Origin of the sequence: Neorhizobium alkalisoli (assembly GCF_002968635.1) — a bacterium.
In the GTDB taxonomy this organism is placed as follows: Bacteria; Pseudomonadota; Alphaproteobacteria; order Rhizobiales; family Rhizobiaceae; genus Neorhizobium; species Neorhizobium alkalisoli.
Genome location: NZ_PVBN01000005.1, coordinates 76519 through 94780, shown reverse-complemented (window position 1 = coordinate 94780; position 18262 = coordinate 76519). Strand labels below are relative to the sequence as shown.

Here is an 18262-nt window from a genome sequence, read left to right as displayed (position 1 = left end):
GAGCCGACCGATCCGACATGGCTCCGAAAAATATTCCTTCATTCAGACCGCCAGCTTCAATTGTTCGAAATTCGACGGGTAGGGCACGGCCTTCGGATCGAAAGCCCATCGTCCAAGCTCTTCGTGGCGGGCTTGGCCGTGGTAGCTATAGACGAGCATGAATTCGCCGGAGATCCACGCGTAGTTGCGTGCGAGGGGCAGGGGCTCGATATCTCTGCAGTCGTAAGCCAGCGTCACATGCGGCATGAATGCATTCGCTTGAAAGCCCGGAAGATTGTTTTGAGCCAAGGCACGGCCAAGCATCCCCACGAACTGGTTCACCAACCCATTGCCCTTCGGACGATAGAGAGCAAGATGTCGGCTGTTGCCGAACAGGCCGGCGCTATCGAGGGTTATCGGAATTGGCCGCGCCTGTATTCCGGCTGCGATCGCTCTCGTTCTCTCGATGAGCCGCGTCGGAGGTTTGTCGAACTGGCCCATGCAAAGCAGGCTCATATGCAGCAGATGTGGCGGGTAGGCGTCCCGTCCGCGCTGAACTGCCAAATGAGTCGTGGCATCCTCATGCATCCGCAAGGCCACCGGATTTGTCGGTCGAAGAACGAACATCAGCTTGCTCTTGGGTCCGGTAACGGCAGTCGGCGTGGACGGCCATTCGTCCTTGTCGAACAGCAGGAGCTGGTCGGCAGCGACTTTCCGATTGGTCCCCCTGCTTCCCATCCCCGTGCTCCAATTTGTGTTGCGCGCAGAGTAATCGGATCGGCGCCGGGAGTAAAGAACAAAAGAGGAACATGCGCCTCGCCGGCCGGGCGACTTTTTGCGCGGTCCGGCGCCCCTGCGGCAAGAAACGGGTTGAATATCCTGGCAAGAAGCACGATTCTTGACACATCGACATGTGGAGGTTTGCCCATGGCTACGCATCAATATCTCGTCTTTGAAACGGCTGGCGGTTTCTGTGGAATTGCCTGGAACGACAAGGGGATCGCGCGTTTTCAGCTCCCTACCAAGGCCGCGGAGTCGACGGAACGGTTGCTTCTTCGCCGCCTGCCGACGGCCAGCCCGGGAATGCCGACCGCGAAAATTCAGGAAGCCGTCGAGGCGGTGAAGCGCTACTTTGCCGGCGAGCCGGTGGATTTTTCGGGCTTCCCGTTGGACCTCGATGATCAGGACGATTTCTTCAGGGAGATTTATTCTGCCGCTCGACAGGTTGGCTGGGGCCATACGACCACCTATGGCGCCATTGCCAAGGAGCTGGGTGCAGGTCCGCAGGCGGCCCGGGATGTCGGCCAGGCGATGGCAAAGAACCCCGTGGCGCTGCTCATTCCTTGTCATCGGGTACTTGCCGCCGGCGGCAAGCTGGGCGGCTTTTCGGCACCCGGCGGCGCCGTGTCCAAGGCCCGGATGCTCGAACTGGAAGGCGTCAGGCTCGACCCGCCGGAACCGGCGCAGCAATCGCTCGGCTTCTAGGCCGGGGACCCGTGTGGTGCTGAGATGGCAGGCCTGCCTGGCGTCACCTCCGCTTAGTTGCGCGGCGCGAAAAGGCCGCTTGGAGAAGAGCGACCTTTTCGTTTGGGGCCAATTCAGTCAATCCGTCGTGAAAAGTTTGAGTACCAATTCCATTCCCACGTTGTGCCTGCATCAGCGGAGAACGCACGGCTATAAATCGGTGTTTTCGGGTTGCGCTTGTCCCAGTGGAACTTCACGATAACGTCCTTGCCGGCGACGACCTCACGGCCGAAGAATTCGCCTTCGTCGCCATCGAACGAGCCCACCTTTCCGCTGTCGAGTTTGACCGTGCGGGTGTCGGCCCAGTAGATCGTCCACAGACGTGTCTGCGGATCGAACAACCGCACGGTGAGGCCCTCGAATGGCTTTCCGCCAAACTCCGTATGAAAAATATCGAAATTGCCCAAGCCCAGCAAGATCGGGCGGAACTCCTGGGTCGCGTCAAATTCCTCCCACTCGTCGTTGCCGACCAGCTGTTCTTTCAATGTACGATTTCTGATGTTCCAGTTGCCCACCAAATAGTCGAAATCATTTTTGGACGAGGTCTCGCTCGCCCTTATCGCAAGTTTCCCGTCCGATGAAAGAGAGAAGGCACTCATGTACTTTCCTTTGGAGCGGCGACGCCAGCACCCCATTGCCGCGGACATGGCGAGTGTATGGTCGTTTCTTCGACGACTGCGGCGCTTCGCATATTCCCGATCGCGGCAACAATTGGACTGGGCGCCTCGCGGCGCATTGTGATGCATGCACGCTCGCCGCCGTCTCTATCCTCCAAACGCGCGACCCGACGACCCGTTCCGGGTCGAAGCAATTCAAGGCAGATCAGCTAGAGACACCGTCGCATTAGTACGGCGGCGAAAAGGCCGATCCGACAACGCGGTTTCCCTCTACTCCCACTCGATTATTTCCTGCACCTACAACCAATTGATTTTGCTTGTCAAAAAAATTCTCGCGCGGCCCTATACCGTCAGGCACACCGTCGAAAAACCGGGCTTTTGAAATCATTGGATTTTTTCGCCGAAAGGCGAAAAGCGTGGTTTCGCCATCTATCGCGGAGCACGGCCGATCGCCTCCGCTTCGCGAACGAGTTTCGCCGCGTCAGGACCCACACAGCGAACGAGTGTGTCCTGATCGAGAGCGTATGCCGCTTCGACCGTCCCTACACCAGCCGCAAACAGTCCGAGATACTGCCCGCGAGACAGTGCAACAGGCAGATCGATCAGCTTGAGCGCGCCTTTCGGCAGCCCGAACTCGAGCCTTCGTAGCAATTCATCGAGGGCGTCCAAGAACGCTGGCTGGTCGGGAAATAGCGCCGACAGGATCTGATGCGCGGATCGTAGGTGGAAGCGCGCACCGTCAGCGATCCGAATGATATCCCCGTACCCAACCGCACCCTGGAACGGAGTGGTCGAATAGCGACGCTCCAGCTCATCAACCGATGTACCCTCGACCCAGTCGAACAGGATCGATGCACGCTTGCATCGTGCCCAGAACTCAAACTCGTCACGGCAGTACCTCTGAAGCCCTTGCGCCATCGCATGTCCGAAGCATTGTGCGACGTCACCTGCGCGCACGCTCTCGGACCGCCCGCGCTTCATCACCGGCGTGTAAATGCCGTCCATCTCGGCCAAGACCTGAATGGTGCCGAGCACCTGGACCGGATCGGTCTGCGCCACGTTGAGCTGCCGCATCAGTTCGATAAGGCGCAGGCTCGATTCAAAAGACAGCGACGAGGCGCCACAGGCTCTTCCAAGCAGCGTCAGATGCACCAGCTCGCCATCGAGTTCGGCAAGGCCGGCCTGCAGCAGTCGCGCCACCAGCGCTGACACGTCTCCTTCTACAATGCGGATCCATTGCGGATTGGCGCGAGAGGCAGAGTATCCGCCAAACGTATTCACAAGAAGGCCAGGGATTTCTTCGGGGCGCACCCCACGCACCTGGCTCAACAACCGCAGCGTCCACGTTGGCAGGTCGCGTTGCTGGAACGACGACCTCACGTCCTCCGGCGTTCCCAAGACATATTTCTGGAAGAGTTGGGCGCGCTCGATCGGCGTGTCAGCCAGGATAATCGCCTTCCCGATCTCATTGTAGCCGAGGCGACCCGCCCGGCCTGCCATGTTCTTGTATTCTGCAATGGTGAACGGCCGGCCATCCTCACCAACAAATTCGTTCTCCGCCAAAACGACGGTCGAGGCTGGCGTGTTGATTCCCGCAGCAAGCGTCGTCGTAGCCGCCAAGACGTGAATGCCTCCGTTGGCGTTGCGATAGCCTCGTTCGATCGCTTCGCGCTCTGCTCGAAGCAGGTTTGTGTTGTGGAAGGCCGTACCGCCCTGCAAGCATTCACGCAGGTCCTGCGAAGCCGCAGTCAGATCCAGAGTCGGCAAGGCGGCGATGACGCCCGTGGCAGGCGCGAGACCGAGTTCTCTCGAAAGATATCGGGCGCAGCCCTGAGCTGGGCCGCGCATGTTCCGAAAAACAAGAAGCTTCTCACCTTTGGCCACCAACTGCTTGGCTAGGGGAACAATGACGTCTTGCGACGACGGCTTGTCTCTGCGCTGCACGATTTGATGTGATGGCAGCAGCGCTTCCGTTTTGGTCGTCCCGTCGACATCGACAAACTGAAAGACGCCTCGCCGATCGAGGACGCCTTCGATCAGAGGGACTGGTCGTTCCCGCGAAGTCAGTAGCGGCAGGTCCAGCCAACGGTCGAAGCTGTTGAGATTGCCGATTACAGCCGACAATACGACGAGTTGGGGCTCGACGCCGCGCTCTCGAGCCCGAAGCAACAATGCAAAAATCAGCTCGACGGTGATGCCGCGCGTCGGGTCGGTAATGAACTGGCCTTCGTCAAGGACCACCAACCCAAGCTGATTCAAAAGACGCGGCGATGCGAGCGCCAGATTGAGGAACATCTCGTAAGTGAAGAAGGCGAGGTCATATCGGCCGCTCATGACCGGACCAACGCCATCCGACGCGTCGCCGCTGCATCGCATGACCCGCAGCCCGGCGGGCGCGAAGCGCGCACTGAAGTCCTCGAATTTCTCATTCACGAGGGCTCGGTACGGCAAAAGGAAGACGGCCTTCTTCCCCGCCGTGACCGCGCGGATCGCGGCCACTTCGCCGATCAGGGTCTTACCCGAACTGGTCGGCGCCACGACGAGCAACGACTTGCCCTCAAGAACGCCATGTTCATTGACGGCCTTGAGTTGCAGCGGATTCAACCCCTGCGGAAAATGCTCCTCCCACTGCTGGACAATCTCCTGCGGGAAGCCGTGTTCGGCCAATTCAGCGAAGGAGCCCGACATTTGCCGAACGGCGACCGTCGGGAATGCCGCCGCAAAATTGTCGCCGCGTTTGAGGACCGGAAAAACAAGGCCACCCTGAACGGTGCCGAGGAACACCGGCGTCTGGGTCACACAAATTTTCTCGGCTTCGACGCGGGCAAGGCGAATGATCTCGCCGGCCACCTCTGGGAAGCTGACCGTTTCGCCCGCAGCCTTGGTCAGGGCTTGGATGGTGGCGTAGGTCAGAAGGCCGTGTCCCGTCCCGGGCTGCTCCCATGCGGCTTCATTCGTCCCGCAGGCTGCAAGGAGGATGCGGCCTTCGCCGTAAACCTCCGCCAGGGCGAAGGCATTGCGTGGGCGGGCCTCTGTTTCGAGGACGCGCGCCGGCGCCTGGCCGCTGAAGCAGCAGTCCAAGATGCACAGCACCGCCCTGGCCTTGGTTCGCTTAAAGGCCTCCGCCAAGGAAGCCATCGGAAGCGCGGTCCCCGACAGGTCCGCAGCATCTGTGTCAAAGAGCACCAGGCTGCCATCCGGCGACCCATGGCCGGCGAAGCCTAAGATAACGACGTCGTCCTCTTGCGCCGAGTCAAGCGCGCCGAGGATGGCGCCAGATACATCCGCATGGGTCGCCCGCTCGTCGACAAGGAGATGTGCCGAAAGCCCCTCTATCGTGTCGGTGAACAGAGCCCAGAGAGCTGTGGCGTCCCGTCGCGCACCGCCGAGCTCTGGAATCGCAGGGTCCCGATGCTTGTTCACGCCGACAAAGATCGCTCTCGTCGCCATATCGCCTCTCAAGCCGATGCTGCGTGTGGGCTGATCGAAGATGAGGATTGGACGGACCACTCCACACCATCCTTGCCAAGCCCTAGCAAGTTCAACGTCGTGCAGGGGATGCGGCGCGAACGGAACTTGCGCTGCAGAAACTCGGCTTGGGCGACGTCATGGGTCGAGAGAAGAATTTGATATCCCTCCGCGCTGACCAGGTTGCCCATCAGATCTGCGAACGCCGCTGCATGAATCGAGTCATTGTGCTGTAAAGGATCGTCAAGAACGAGCGCCTTCCATCGCGACCAGGGGAAAGTCAGGCTTGCGGCGCACAGCATACTGACCGCAAGAGCAGCCATTTGACCTTCGCTGTGAACGAGCACCGGATCGATCTCTCCGACCGCCTTCGGAACTTCACCTCCCTTAACAGCGCTCTGCTCAATCTTCTTCTTTTTGACGTGCAGATCGATCCCAACACGTGGGTCACACAGAATCGCTTGGTTAATCCGCGACATCAAGAACCCAAGGGGCTTGATGTATTCCGAATTGAAGTCCTCCAATTCGGCGCTGATATCGGCGCTCGCACCCTTAGCAATCTCTTTGACTTGGCGGACTGCCTCGGCGTCAGCCTCTTTTCGGGCACGAAGCGATGTAGCGCTCGTTAGCAACTCGTCGCGTGTCCCGTTTGGCGGCCCATCAACCTGCTCCCGGATTTGCTCGAGCACGGCGCGATGGCTGAGCTGCCGGGCCCAAGCGAGACGCCCTTCGCGCAGACGCGAAAGTTGCGCCGTCGCTTCCTTGACCGCCAGTCTCGAGCTGGCAATGTGACGTTCGAGGGTCTGCACAGGTGCAAGATCCGGAGCGGAGCCGAACCTCTGCAGGGCGAGCCAGTCGTCACCGATCCTCCGCTGCGTCTGATCAAGATTGGTCTTTCGGGAATCGATTTCTACCAGACGCGCTCTCAAACCGGCCTGATCCGCTTCGAGCGCAGCGACAGCGGTGTCGGCGTCTGCTAGCGCCCGCGTTGCGGCAGCGGAGGCCTCCTCAGCACGGCGTGACGTTGCCTCTGCTTCCTGAAGCATCCGCGAGAGGTCATTGGGACCAATTTCGCGATCCAAGCTCACTGCGGAATTTGCGTTAGCCTCATCCATCCTCGCCCTTTCGAGAGCGGCTGCGAGGTCTGCGGACGTGCGGGTGGCGGCGTCCAGCGTCCGTTGCGCTGCGTCGCGTGTGCGGATGGCGCGCGAGTGTTCGACGTTCGATGCCTGACCACCCAAGGCTGGGTGTGTTTGCCAACGGGCCTTTCGGTGGCGTCTCGCGCTAATTGCGGCGATGGCATCAGCCAAACGCGCTCGTCTCGCGCTTAGGTCGGCGGGGCCGTCCGTTGGGTCACCTTCAAGGCGGGAGAGCAGTCGGACTCGTTGCTCTCGCTCAACGTCTAGCGCCGCCCGGGCTGAACGGATGGCCGACTGTACGCCTCGCAGTTGCTGGAGTTCGGCTGCACGGGCGTCACGAGCGGCCGACAGGGTCTTAAGCGTTTCCTCCTGGGCGACGAGGGCAGGTGCGAGGCGCTGTGCAGCGGTCGAAACCCGAGCCCGCAAAGCCGATGCACTGTCAAAGGGGGTCGCGCAGAGCGGGCAGTCGCATGCATCTGCGGGCAAGTGCGTCGCGATCGATGCGATTGCGTTAGACATCGTGTCGACGGTGTCGCGAAGGCCCTCGACAACTGCGGTCTGTGCGGTGACGCTGTCGGCCGCGGCCGTTGCGACTTCTTCGCCACTTTCCACGGCCCGATCGATGTTCGGATTGTCGGCTTCGAGTTGAGCAAGCCCGTTCGATTGGTCCAGAATGCGAGCCTCGCACGCGATCGCCTGATCGACCATCGTCACGCTGTCACGCAGGCCATCGATCTCCTGATCACATTGGCGAATTTCGCCGTTTAGTCGCTGTAAGATTTGCCGCCTGCGCTCGGCTAGCGTGACATCGCGCTCCGCTACGATCTTTGCCTGATCGGCAGCCGCCCTCGCAGCGGCACCCTCGCGATGTTCGGTCACCAGTCTAGCGACCAAAGCGCGCGCGTCGCGCAACTCCCGCAGACGCGAAACGGCCGTAGACGCGCCAACCGCTTCCTCCTGATGGGTCGCAACGTCCCTACGCCGACCACTCTGAAGCTTCTGAGCCTGCTCAAGCTCGCCGGCGAGCGCGTCCAGTCGCGTCTGTGTAGCGGTGCGCGACGCTCCCACTTCGGCGATGTCCGTTAGAACGCGCTGCCGTTCGCCGTGGAGACGCCGCGCGTCTCCCAATTGGGCTTCGGCGGAAAGACATTCGCGCTCAATCCGATCTGCCGTGGCCTGCAGCCGATCGATCGTTGGCTCGGTTTCGACAGCCGGCGTATCAGAGGCTTCCAGATCGCCGAGCCGCGCGCGCGACAACTGCTCCGCAATCCGGCGGGCCTCGGCATCCGCGCTGGCCTCATCGATTGCGCCCGAGATTTGCGCTTCAGCCCATAGTGCAGCCTCCTGCTCCAGAAGGTCACCCAAGCTCTTGGCATCTCGCTCAAAGGCTTCGATTTGCCGGGCGTAGGCGCGAACGACCGTGGTGTTACCCTGACCATGGAGAGCGTTGGCAATTGCCTCAATAGCCGTGCTCTGAGCAGCTTCCTTAAGAATATCGAACCGCTCGGTAGACTTTCGGTAGGTTAACCGCGAGAGGGTCGACTGCCCCAAGAAGTGGGTCAGCAAGAGATAGCGCTGTAATTCCGAAATGCGCTGCTGCCATGCCGGCGCACGCAGAAATGCGGTAATATCAGGAACGTTGCCGCCGAGCTGCGACTTGGTCGACCTAGCGGACAATAAACTTCGTTCGACGGTGCTCTCATCCGAGAATACCATTGTCGTGCTGGTCGGCCCGGGCTCTCCCTCCCGCCAGCGGCACAGGTAGGTTCCAGGCTTATTAACGCCGTTTGCGTCGCGGAAATGGTCGATCCGGTCGGATAGCGCCCATTCAAGCGCATCGAACAGAGAGGATTTGCCCAACCCATTGCTGCCGTGGACAATAAGCACGCCAGGCTGTGCCGGCAGATCTACGTCGAGCTTGGCAAAGCTTCGAAACTGTCTAAGTGCAACGCGCTTCAGATACAGCGGTGTCATTTGGATTGCTCCCGGGCGGCGACCAACTGCGGGATCAATCCGTCTGGGTCATCCTTGTAGGTCTCTGCAAGCGCAACCCACCGCGTGGCCGTAGGTTCGGACAGCCCGTGCTTGACGAGGATGCGCTCAGCGAGTCCCTGGTTATGATCGAGTGGCGCGTTAAGAACCGCTTCTAGCGAACGCCAAGGTTGAGCCAGAAATGTTCGCGCTAGGAAAAGGTCATAGGATACATCCAAGGCATCCGAGTCCGGCATCCAGACCACTTTCCGGCAAACGGTCTCGTCCCTTTCGGCAAGATCAATAATACCCCGCCAGTCGGCCTGGGAATCCGTCGCCGTCACACAAAGCATGATGTGGGCGTTGATCACCTCTTCAGCGCGCATATACGAGCGGGCGATCACCATCTGGTTATGCAGCGCTTTGAGCGACGTTTGCATTGCCTCGCTGCTATTCAAGGGAATGGGTGCCACCAAGAGAGGGTATGCGCCAAGACGCAGGCCGATTGCAGTTTCAGGCAGCGACGCGGCAGACGCGTCCTGGCGCCCCCTGAATTTTGGCGATGCAAAGTCTGGCTCAATCGTCGCTGGCCATCCTAGCGAATTGGCTGACGCTATGAGCTTGTCTCTAAGGATTTCGGGAGTCATTTGGAAAGCTCCTCTAGTTCCTTGTCCTGCCGCGCACGCAAGGCTGCAAATTCCGCTTCTACGGCGGCCCTCCAGACAGCGAGATCACCTATAAGGCGTGCACGCCATTGCTTGTCGTTGCGGATCACCACGGGACGTACCCGTCTCGCTGCCGCCATTCCCATGGCGAGCTTGCCGCCATCGAGAACCCGGCCAGGCGGATCCAAGACTTCGACTTCTGACGAGCCCGATAAGATCAGCGCATCGACACCCCACTGGTCAGGCTGGTCCCAAATTGCGATGGGTTGTTGGCCGACCATCTGGCATCCCGAGCCCAGAGCTACCGCATTATGGCTGAATTTGAGATTGCCGCGGTCGGCAAATGCCGGCTCGAGCGGTTCGCCGTGATGCGTCGCCAGCATCATCACAAGTGCCGTCGCGAGATGCGGGATGCTGGCATGATCGCCGTTCCAAGGCGAACGTTCATCCTGCTCGACATCGGCAAGCCAACGCAGAAAGGCGCTGAGCAGCGCTTTGTCGGCTTTCAGCGAGGCATGCCACGCCGTCCACGTCGGTTCGACAGCCCCGGCGATCGATCCGTTGAGCGGACCAAGTGTATCGCAGTGACAGCTAGCCAAGGCTGATCGGACCCGTTGATCCAAAAGGCGAAGCAGGCAAGCATCGATCGCCTCACCCAATCCGGTCATGTCCAGCGCGAGTGCAGGATAGTGTGAGACCGCAGCCGGCACTCCATCAATCGTCGGCACGAGCTTCTGCCAGTCGGACACGCCATCAGGCCCGGCGACGAGCACGATGCGACCACCACTGGCCCGCGCCAAACGAACAATGTCAGCCGACCCGGCTATCTTCGCGGGAGCGACAGCGAGGTGGAGAACGATGTTGCCGGTCAGCCGCTCGCATTTGTCGGCGATGTCCAAAAGGCGCCGGCTTCCCCGTTCGACCGGAACATGGGCTGCCGGATCAATCCCCATGACCAGCGTTGCCCTCGCGGTGGCCACACTGATCTGAGACGCTTGTTGCGACGCATGGTCTTCTAGCTTCTCAATCCGGTACGCTTCAAAGAAATCATAGGTCTCGCTATCAAGGACAGGCGGCACGTTGAGGTCGGGCCGCGCCGCAAGGAGCGCAGTCACATGCGCTCTATAGGCTTCGAAGTGGGCGCCGGCGGGCGAATAGCGAAGCGCGCGGTCAGGGCCGTGCCGCAGGATGACATGTTCGAGCGTCTCGGTCAGAGGTGCGCCCTCGACATTCAGGCCGCTGACCTGGAAGCCACCGGCGCTTGCGACGACGTCCGTTACGTACCCCGAACTTCGCTGGACCGGGCGGTCGACCTGTTTCGCTGCCTCAAGAACCGCGAAGACCATCACCTGGTTGAGCTGTGCTGCCTTTGCCGCGGCAAACAAGGGACCGAAGCTGTTGATGGTGACCTTTCGGTCGGATCGTAGGAGTTGGCTGAGCCGATCGAGTACGCCCCACTCGCCGAACAGCGGCAAAAGATGTGTGATGAATGCTGTTTCGAGATCATCTCCGACAGCTACGCCAGCGCACGCGGCTTCAGTTGTTACGCGAAGCGCATCATCAGAAAAGTAGTTCAGGAAGCGCCGCGTAAATCCGACGTGATCGAAATCCTGGATCAGCAGGTTTAGTAGGTCGGTGAGCCCACCGTCGCCATTGCCGCTGACGATATAGGTCGCCGGGCTGTGCGGTTCAGCCGCGGCCGATCCTGTGGAATTTTGCTTCCAATAATGAACAGGGATGGCGGCCCCACAGGAAATTTCATCGCCGAATCCGATCGCGAGCACGACGTGGTCAAATTGACGATGAGTGATCGCGCCGTTCGTTGTGAGCCCAAGCCGCCACCGCGCCCCAGCCCGATCGAGTGACGTCAAGGTATGCGCCGGTTTGAAGGTAAGATTTTGCAGGCGCGCCTCCGCAGCGTCGAAGTCCGCCTTGAGCTGGGTGCAAACCACGCCACCGTGGTTCGCAGACCAATCCAAGACCGGTAATCCCGCGCGGTCATCCAGAGATCCTAACCCCGGCCACTCGTAGATATGAGGGTGCAACAGTCGGGGTGACGCGCTCTGCAACTGCAAGATCGACGCGGCTGGATCGTATAGCGTCACGTCGTTACCGAGCAACGCTAGCCCAAGCGCGGCCGTGACACCTGCCGCCCCCGCACCGACCACTGCGATGTTATCGTTTGGTTTCAGTTTGCCGGGGCGACTCAGGGCGTGAGCGAGCCGCAGCGCGCGGACCTGCTGCGAATAAAATGTGATCCGTCGATCAAATGCACCGATGAAATGAAGTCCGCTGTCAGCAGGATTTCCTGCAACCAGAAGCCAATCATCAAAAGGAAGCCCCACCGTCATATAAGATCAGCAAGGTAAAACTTGCGCTCACAGCGAATGTTCTGGTCAGGCAAAGCAACAACGGACAACGGAACACCACTTATCCCGCTCTGGCGTACACATCGCCTCATTAATTCGAGCGCTAACCGCGTGGTGCGTGTTAAATTCTTACTCATCAACATCCCCCCAAAAAAAGTCCTTATTTGGCTGTGCCATTTGCTCGAACTGCAATGTCCGCGCAACGCTCCATGAGCGCCCCGAAAGGTTCGGCGTCTTCCAACAGAAGCCCATCGTCGACCATGCGGGCATAGTCCTCCTCCAACGCCTTCAGGCCCTCTCCTGCGGGCACAAGCCGCAGGCCACCATCAACCGCCGCCGCGTAATCGATAGGTGTTCGATCGGACGCCTTCTCGGCGAAGAACATGGTTTTGTGGCGCGCGACAGCGTTCGCCAGCTCGCGATCCGCGAAAGCCGCCTCCGCCAGACCGGCTTCATCCAACCGCACGACATCGTGCCAGTGACGTGCGAAGCGATCTCCGCGGAGCCGCTCCTGCAGGCAGAAGACGTGGATCGCCGTCGCCTTTTCCCAGAAGGTTCGCTCGGCGTGCATCACGCGGGGCCGGGCCGTTGGAAACACCACGCCTTCGACCAGGCCCGATGCGTCGCAGGCGATATCCCGCAGACTTGCCGGCTCGCCCGTCGATCGCGCCCCGAACTCTAGCATCACGCTCGGCGCTACGTAACCGGAGCCTGCCGCAGTGGGTTCGTAGTCGATGAACAGCTTCTCGCCCTCGACGCGGATCGTGGCGGCCAACGTCTCCGCGGCCAATGCGTCCGCGATGACCGGCTGTGCAGTCCCCGCCACCCACTCCGGCAAGCGCTTACGCACCTCGCTCGACCAGCGCTTCTCCTCGCTTCGTGTTTTCGGCAACGCCTCACCGTCGCCGTCCACGAGGTCGGGCGCGATCGCCCGGATGTCGTAGGTCAGGTCGACGTCCTCGGAAAACCGCCGGATGACCCCATAGGCCTTCGACAGAGACGTGCCGCCCTTGAACACTAGATGCTCGCCGAGCGCCGATCCGTAGAGAGTGGCGAGCGCCCACACCACCCATACATCCTTCTCGAGAAGGTGCGCTGGTCGTCCGGACTTGTCGGCCGCAACGCTCAGCGCCTCGCGGCGATCGACGACCGGAAGGCGGAGAAAGGTGTCAGCCATGCGCCGCCTTTCCCACGCTGCGCGCGAGCCAGGTCGGAAGCTGCGGCGCCGCCGCCACGAGTTCGCTGAAGGTGGCCGGCGGGAGCTTCCGCTTCAATGTTTTCAGGGCGGCTTCCGCCTTGTCCGGCCCAAGCCAGGCAAGCGCTCGCACCGCCTGGCCAGCCGGCTTATGAGCCAGGGCAAGTTGCCAGCGCGGAGCGTGACGAAGTTCGACGACCTGCTTGCCGAGGTTCATCGTTCGGCTGCGGCCGGAGGTCAGATAGACCGACCGAACCGGCACCTGTGTCGTGAGGCCGAGGGTGTTGGCCGCCGCCGCCCCGCTCGGAACAATGACTTCACCGCGCTGGCTGGCGAGGGCCTCGACCGCCTGTTCAACGGAGGGAGCCCTCGTACCGAACCGGTTCGTGATGGGACGCAGATAGACGCCGCGACCGGCCCGGATCAGCTGCCCCCGTTCGGTCAAGCGCGACAAGGCCTGATCCACCGCAGCGCGATTACCGAGGTGCAGCAAGCTCTTAGCCGCCACGGGCGTACCTTCCGGCAACCCTTCGGCATGCGCAAGAATCTGTTCGGTTAACCGTTGCATGGCTATTCTCCTGTCAGAAATATACGCGGTTTTCTGACAGTTTTCAAGGTGGGCCGACCAGGACGAGGGGTGTCAAACCCACGGCTCCGGGCCTGTTCAGGCCATGGGCAAGGCCCCCCAGTCCGACGACGAAGTCGACCGACGTGAAGCTCAACCCTTCAGCTTCTGTTTTCCTTCTTCGAGAAAGCCCGACAGCAATGTCTCCATCGCCCCCATAAAGTCGTCTGGCTTCTCTTCGCGGAGCTTTTCCGCCTGTTCGACGAAACCCGAGAGCAGGCCTTTCATTGCATCCGGCGCCTTTTCCAGCCGCCTGAGCATCTTCAGTCCGTTGTGGGCATAGCCGAGAAATTCGGCATTTCGCTCCGTAATCTCGACCAGCATCTCATTGGTAATGCGCTCGCTTGGCGCGACGAATTCGCCGTCGACCCAATCCACGTACAGCGAGGCGTTTTTGGCGCGGTTTGATGTCTCGTGAAATTCGTTCTGGGTCTGCCGGAATGCTTCCATGGCAGCGTCCCAATCGCCGCGGGCTTTCGCATCTGTTTCTGCCTCAGAGCCCTTCAGCATGTACGCATTGGATTTGTTCTTGGCGGCGTGACGCCCGAAGGCGGCAAGGACCTTCTTTTGATCGACTTCAAACCCCAGAACCAGGCTGACCGCCCAGGCGCCCAAGTTGTTGACCTTCGAGCATTCCTCAAGGGAGATCTGGTGGAGGCAAAGTGCACGTGCCATCGCGCCGCCCTTCGCCAGAAGCTCCGCCTCATGAAAGAGGCGCTCCGCGTTATCAAATGTCTTCTCGGCTCCGCGGACGAGAACCTCCAAAGGCGCCTGATCGGGCTTCGCAGCCATCTCTCCCCTGCCTTCTCGTTCGATATCGTTCATTGTTGTTCCAGCATATTGTAAGCAGAAATACTTCAACCACTGCAGACGCTTGCCCGTCGAAACAGGAATAGCACATGACTGTCGATTGGACGCCGGTATTCGTCCTGCCGAATATTCCGTTGGAAGCTGCGATCGGCTGCGACATCGCGGCGCTCGCGCCCGCGCACGACCGCCGCGTTGCGGCCCTCAAGCGGACGCATCCGACGTTTAGGCGCTTCCTCAACCGTTTCGCCGACAATTTCGGACAGAAGTTCGAACCCTCGGTCCTGATCCTGGACACGGGCGCGCCACCGATCTTTCGCGACGTCACGGCGCTGGCGAGTTTCCGCGACCTCATCGCGCTCTCCGCGGTCACGCACAGCCGGGCGCTGGAGCTCCGGCATCCGCGCGGACATCGTGTGCTTTTCGGCGAGGCATTCGCGATCTACCCCTGGATGCTCGACCGACACTACGAGGATGTGATCGGCAGCACGCCGGCGATTCTCGGCACGCATGAGCTCTCTCGCTTCAAGGGCCAATCGACGCCGGCCCTGTTCCGCACCTCGCTCGGCGAGAGCGACATCGACCAGCCGCTCCTTTCCGCGCTTATGTTGCGCTGGCGTCGACGCTATGAAGCTGCAGAGCCCGCCTGGGAGGACGTTGCGCTGATGCGCTCGCTCAACATGGCGTATAACGCCTCGCTCCTGCCGGCCGGGACGGACACGACCTTCTACGACGTCGGGCGGGTCGTCTCGCTCTGGGTCAGCGCTTTCGAAATTCTCGTACATCCTGGCGGAAGCGGTCAGGCTAACCGGGACAAGGTGTTCGAGATGATCGAGCGGACGCTTTGGGCAAACTCGGAAATCGGCCAGCTCGCGCACGACACGGGCGGCAAGACCAAGGTAAAGCGCACCTTGGCATCTTGGCTCTATCAGGTGCTTTACGAATGCAGAAACGACTTTCTGCACGGCAATCCTGTCGAGCGCAGCAATCTATTCCTCACCACGCCGCAGCGGACGATTTTCGAATATGCCGCGCCGCTCTACCGTATCGCGCTGACAGCATTCCTTCCGCTCACATACGGCGTCACGATGCCATCGGCCAAAGACGCTCCCGCGTTCGGTGCCTATATCGCCGATCGCATGGACTTCATGGGAGCGCAGAAATCCGCGGAGGAAGCGCTCCTGACCGCGACGCGCCCACCAGCGGGCCGCGCCGCGCGACGCGCACGCGTCACTCGCCCTGCTCCCTAGTCGACGGGGCCAGCGTCGGGCTCCGCGATCAACTCTTCCGCCAGCTCCGAAAGCCACGGCGATACGTCCTCGATCTGGACCGCGCCGGCATGGACGGCGTAATACTCCCCGACCGTCCGAAACGCCTCGCCGAAGCGGTCCGCGAATATCTTCTGCAACTTGTCATTCCGGCTCAACACGCTCGATAGGGCGCGACCGCCCCGCAGGAATTTGAGCGCGTGTTCGGTGCCGAGCAGATAGAGATATTTTCGCTTCGCCGTCAGATGCTCCGCCAGCAGCAGATAATCCTTGAAGACGGAATTCTGCCGGATCGATTCCGCGCCGCCCCGCCATCGAATGAATTTGAACTCAGCGACCCGCAGGTTGGTCTCCAGGTCGAACTCGCGCCCGGTATTGCCGGCACCGAGCGACACACATTCGACCCGCTCCTCTGGTTCGAGGATGTGCGGAAGGCACAGCAGGATGCCGAGCGCATGGATCGTCACATTGATCTGCCCGGCCAGGCGCTTCATTTCGGCCGCCGCGGCCAACGCCTCCCGACCCACGCCAGCGCCCTCAAGAAAGCTTGCGCAATCCTTCGCCGCCACGCCGCGCACCGCGCTCTCGATCCGCGCAAGCGTCTGCGTCAGGTCGGGGCCCGTGAACCGCAAGAGCAGATCGCGAATATCCGCAGGATTGGTCACGCGCCCGCCTGGCCGGCGAAACGAAGCCGATCGATCTGATTATAGTTGATCACCGCCGGGTCGGCGCCGATCACCGGAAATCGGCTGACCACGTAATGCACCACCTTGTCCATCCCTAGTTCCTGCTTGAGCAGATGCTCGCGACCCCGCTCCTTCTTCAGCGCGCGCGCATAGTAGTTCGTCAGGGATCGGTTATATCGGACGAACAGCGCGCGCTCAGCCTCAATCTTGGAAAGATCAATCCAGTTATTCTTGCACTGGATATTGAAGATGACACCGCCGCGCGTGGCGACGACGTCGAACTCCTTTCGATTGATCCGTTTGATGTTTGTGACGGTGAATCCCATGCGCTCAAGATCGCGTTTCACCATGTCTTCGAAAATGAAGCCCGCGTGGATCTGAAAGCGCCGGCGGCTGCCGAGGTGGACATTCTTGAACGCGTAGAGAAAGCGCGACAGAAGGTTGACGTTCGAGACGACCCGATCCCCCAGGTCGAGGAATGGCTGGTAGGCATTGGTGTTCGTCGCGTAGTCCGAGGGCTTGTTGACGAGGAGCGTCTCAAGCTCGGCGGGGTCCAGCTCGGACTGCGCACGCAGCATCGAGCGAAATTTCTCTTTCTCGATCTCGACGTAATAGTCGTCGCGGCAATGGCGCGCGAAGGCGATCACCAGCAGGCCCATAGCGGAAAAGTCGGAGTCCTTGAGGCCGAATGCCTCGTAGGTCGCACCGATCAGCCTCACTCCGTTCCGCAGTTCGGCCGCTGAAAAAATCTTCGTTCGATCCAGCTCCTCCATGGCAGGCATCATGAATTGATCACCGCGCAGCTCAGCCATCACATGGATCGACGCACGCTCCGGTTCGAGAAAATAGTCGTCCAAGGTCTCGAAGCCGTGGCTCGCCATCGCGCCGATGCTGTCAATCTCCAAATGGAAATCCGGCAGCGTATCGAGAAGCGCGAGTTTCTGGTGAAAGCCGGTGATCGCGACGCAGCTATGCTCGACCTGCGGCAACAACACCGCGAGCGCGTCGTGTCGCTCAAGAACCCCCGAACCGGAGCATGCATAGGGCATGGTGTAGAGCAGCGAGACGAAGTGCCGTCGCCGCGACTGAAAATAGTCGACTGCGCCGCCGATCGTGTCGAGCGTGATCTGAGCGCTGCGGGCGTCTTGGCCATGCATGGCGAAGGCCACACCCATCGCGCCCGCGTACAGCATGGTCCGCGTGAACCGAGCAATCACCGACGGCTCGAGATGGGGCGCGAGCGCCCGACGCACCGCCAGCCATGTCGGACCCGGATTCGAAACGAACGGACCATCCAATCGTATCGCGCACAACCAGATCCGAAGCTGATCATCCGCAATCCCGAATTTCGGCAGGTTGATGAACTCCTCAACCGCTCGGATCGTCTCATGCCACGCAGCCACCGCGTCCTCGCGCCGATACTGCGCAAGGACGGAGAGCACGCCGTTGCCGTGCGCGGCCAACTGGCTCTCAATAAGGGCCTTCGCCTCAGCTCCCGATATCGTGCGCGTGGCGCCGCCAGCACCACCGCTAACCATTGCGGCCCGGCCTGATGGTTTCGACCAGCGTTCCGTCAGTGACGAAGCGCGAAAATTCGCCCCGCTGTGTCTGCACGCCAAGCTCCAGGGCTTGCAGCACCTCGCAGTATTCTTCCCACCTGACATGTAACTGATAGTCGTTGCACATGCGCTGTAAGGTACGTTGGGCCAGGCTGAAATTCGAGACCGCTGCGGACCGATTTCACGGGAGGGGAACGCCTTCCCCTGCGCCCGAGCCTTTCGTCTCGGTCGACCCCTTCTGCGGGGAGACCCCCGCAACGCCCCCTCTCCTAGCGAGAACGCGGCGATCAGGATGCTACTGGCTCAAGCCTTCTGGGGCTCCATATCCTGATCGTTACGCCCGGCCGCCGCTTCGCTTTGACCGGGCCGGTTGCTTGGGGGCTCTGCCCC

At 60.8% G+C, this 18262-nt stretch carries 13 protein-coding genes; 2 read left to right on the top strand and 11 right to left on the bottom strand.

The window, feature by feature from the left end:
- Positions 1-42: 42 nt before the first annotated feature.
- Positions 43-717: a 2'-5' RNA ligase family protein gene (locus C5L13_RS12780; protein WP_105383676.1), complete on the bottom strand. Its 675-nt coding sequence runs from the start codon at positions 715-717 to the stop codon at positions 43-45.
- Between the two features lie 189 nt (positions 718-906).
- Here C5L13_RS12780 and C5L13_RS12775 point away from each other — a divergent pair, with 189 nt between their 5' ends.
- Positions 907-1464 (top strand): methylated-DNA--[protein]-cysteine S-methyltransferase, encoded by a 558-nt coding sequence (locus C5L13_RS12775; RefSeq protein ID WP_105383675.1) that lies wholly within the window; start codon positions 907-909, stop codon positions 1462-1464.
- A gap of 113 nt (positions 1465-1577) precedes the next feature.
- Here C5L13_RS12775 and C5L13_RS12770 read toward each other — a convergent pair whose 3' ends face one another.
- From C5L13_RS12770 to C5L13_RS12735, 8 genes are all read right to left on the bottom strand, one after another.
- Positions 1578-2102 carry a hypothetical protein gene (locus tag C5L13_RS12770; RefSeq protein ID WP_245571246.1) on the bottom strand — a complete coding sequence of 175 codons (525 nt, stop codon included), beginning with the start codon at positions 2100-2102 and terminating at the stop codon, positions 1578-1580.
- Positions 2103-2549: 447 nt separating this feature from the next.
- Positions 2550-5630 (bottom strand): DEAD/DEAH box helicase, encoded by a 3081-nt coding sequence (locus C5L13_RS12765; protein ID WP_245571244.1) that lies wholly within the window; start codon positions 5628-5630, stop codon positions 2550-2552.
- Positions 5579-8701 carry an AAA family ATPase gene (locus C5L13_RS12760; RefSeq protein WP_105383673.1) on the bottom strand — a complete coding sequence of 1041 codons (3123 nt, stop codon included), beginning with the start codon at positions 8699-8701 and terminating at the stop codon, positions 5579-5581. Before C5L13_RS12760 ends, C5L13_RS12765 begins: the two co-directional genes overlap by 52 nt.
- A complete protein-coding gene (locus C5L13_RS12755) occupies positions 8698-9345 on the bottom strand; it encodes an ABC-three component system middle component 1 (RefSeq protein WP_025091229.1) in 648 nt (215 codons plus the stop codon). Before C5L13_RS12755 ends, C5L13_RS12760 begins: the two co-directional genes overlap by 4 nt.
- Positions 9342-11714, bottom strand: coding sequence for an ABC-three component system protein (locus tag C5L13_RS12750; RefSeq protein WP_105383672.1), 2373 nt, complete (start codon positions 11712-11714; stop codon positions 9342-9344). The genes C5L13_RS12755 and C5L13_RS12750 overlap by 4 nt, the downstream gene beginning before the upstream one ends.
- A gap of 178 nt (positions 11715-11892) precedes the next feature.
- Positions 11893-12909, bottom strand: coding sequence for a nucleotidyl transferase AbiEii/AbiGii toxin family protein (locus C5L13_RS12745; protein ID WP_105383671.1), 1017 nt, complete (start codon positions 12907-12909; stop codon positions 11893-11895).
- Positions 12902-13495: a DUF6088 family protein gene (locus C5L13_RS12740; protein ID WP_105383670.1), complete on the bottom strand. Its 594-nt coding sequence runs from the start codon at positions 13493-13495 to the stop codon at positions 12902-12904. The genes C5L13_RS12745 and C5L13_RS12740 overlap by 8 nt, the downstream gene beginning before the upstream one ends.
- 150 nt (positions 13496-13645) lie before the next feature.
- Positions 13646-14377 carry an AbiV family abortive infection protein gene (locus C5L13_RS12735; protein WP_245571243.1) on the bottom strand — a complete coding sequence of 244 codons (732 nt, stop codon included), beginning with the start codon at positions 14375-14377 and terminating at the stop codon, positions 13646-13648.
- 74 nt (positions 14378-14451) lie between these two features.
- Here C5L13_RS12735 and C5L13_RS12730 point away from each other — a divergent pair, with 74 nt between their 5' ends.
- Positions 14452-15609, top strand: coding sequence for a hypothetical protein (locus C5L13_RS12730; protein ID WP_105383669.1), 1158 nt, complete (start codon positions 14452-14454; stop codon positions 15607-15609).
- Here C5L13_RS12730 and C5L13_RS12725 read toward each other — a convergent pair.
- Together C5L13_RS12725 and C5L13_RS12720 are read right to left on the bottom strand one after the other, a co-directional pair.
- On the bottom strand, positions 15606-16292 hold the full coding sequence (locus C5L13_RS12725) for a hypothetical protein (RefSeq protein WP_105383668.1): 687 nt from the start codon (positions 16290-16292) through the stop codon (positions 15606-15608). The genes C5L13_RS12730 and C5L13_RS12725 overlap by 4 nt on opposite strands.
- Entirely contained in the window at positions 16289-17776 is a 1488-nt protein-coding gene (locus tag C5L13_RS12720; RefSeq protein ID WP_105383667.1) for a PDDEXK family nuclease, read from the bottom strand. The genes C5L13_RS12725 and C5L13_RS12720 overlap by 4 nt, the downstream gene beginning before the upstream one ends.
- Positions 17777-18262: the final 486 nt, after the last annotated feature.

Bases quoted from the DNA above. Each gene is read 5' to 3' on its own strand.
- C5L13_RS12745 (WP_105383671.1), bottom strand. From the start codon at position 12,909: ATGGCTGACACCTTTCTCCGCCTTCCGGTCGTCGATCGCCGCGAGGCG.
- C5L13_RS12730 (WP_105383669.1), top strand. From the start codon at position 14,452: ATGACTGTCGATTGGACGCCGGTATTCGTCCTGCCGAATATTCCGTTG.
- C5L13_RS12735 (WP_245571243.1), bottom strand. From the start codon at position 14,377: ATGAACGATATCGAACGAGAAGGCAGGGGAGAGATGGCTGCGAAGCCC.
- C5L13_RS12750 (WP_105383672.1), bottom strand. From the start codon at position 11,714: ATGACGGTGGGGCTTCCTTTTGATGATTGGCTTCTGGTTGCAGGAAAT.
- C5L13_RS12775 (WP_105383675.1), top strand. From the start codon at position 907: ATGGCTACGCATCAATATCTCGTCTTTGAAACGGCTGGCGGTTTCTGT.
- C5L13_RS12755 (WP_025091229.1), bottom strand. From the start codon at position 9,345: ATGACTCCCGAAATCCTTAGAGACAAGCTCATAGCGTCAGCCAATTCG.
- C5L13_RS12780 (WP_105383676.1), bottom strand. From the start codon at position 717: ATGGGAAGCAGGGGGACCAATCGGAAAGTCGCTGCCGACCAGCTCCTG.
- C5L13_RS12770 (WP_245571246.1), bottom strand. From the start codon at position 2,102: ATGAGTGCCTTCTCTCTTTCATCGGACGGGAAACTTGCGATAAGGGCG.
- C5L13_RS12740 (WP_105383670.1), bottom strand. From the start codon at position 13,495: ATGCAACGGTTAACCGAACAGATTCTTGCGCATGCCGAAGGGTTGCCG.
- C5L13_RS12760 (WP_105383673.1), bottom strand. From the start codon at position 8,701: ATGACACCGCTGTATCTGAAGCGCGTTGCACTTAGACAGTTTCGAAGC.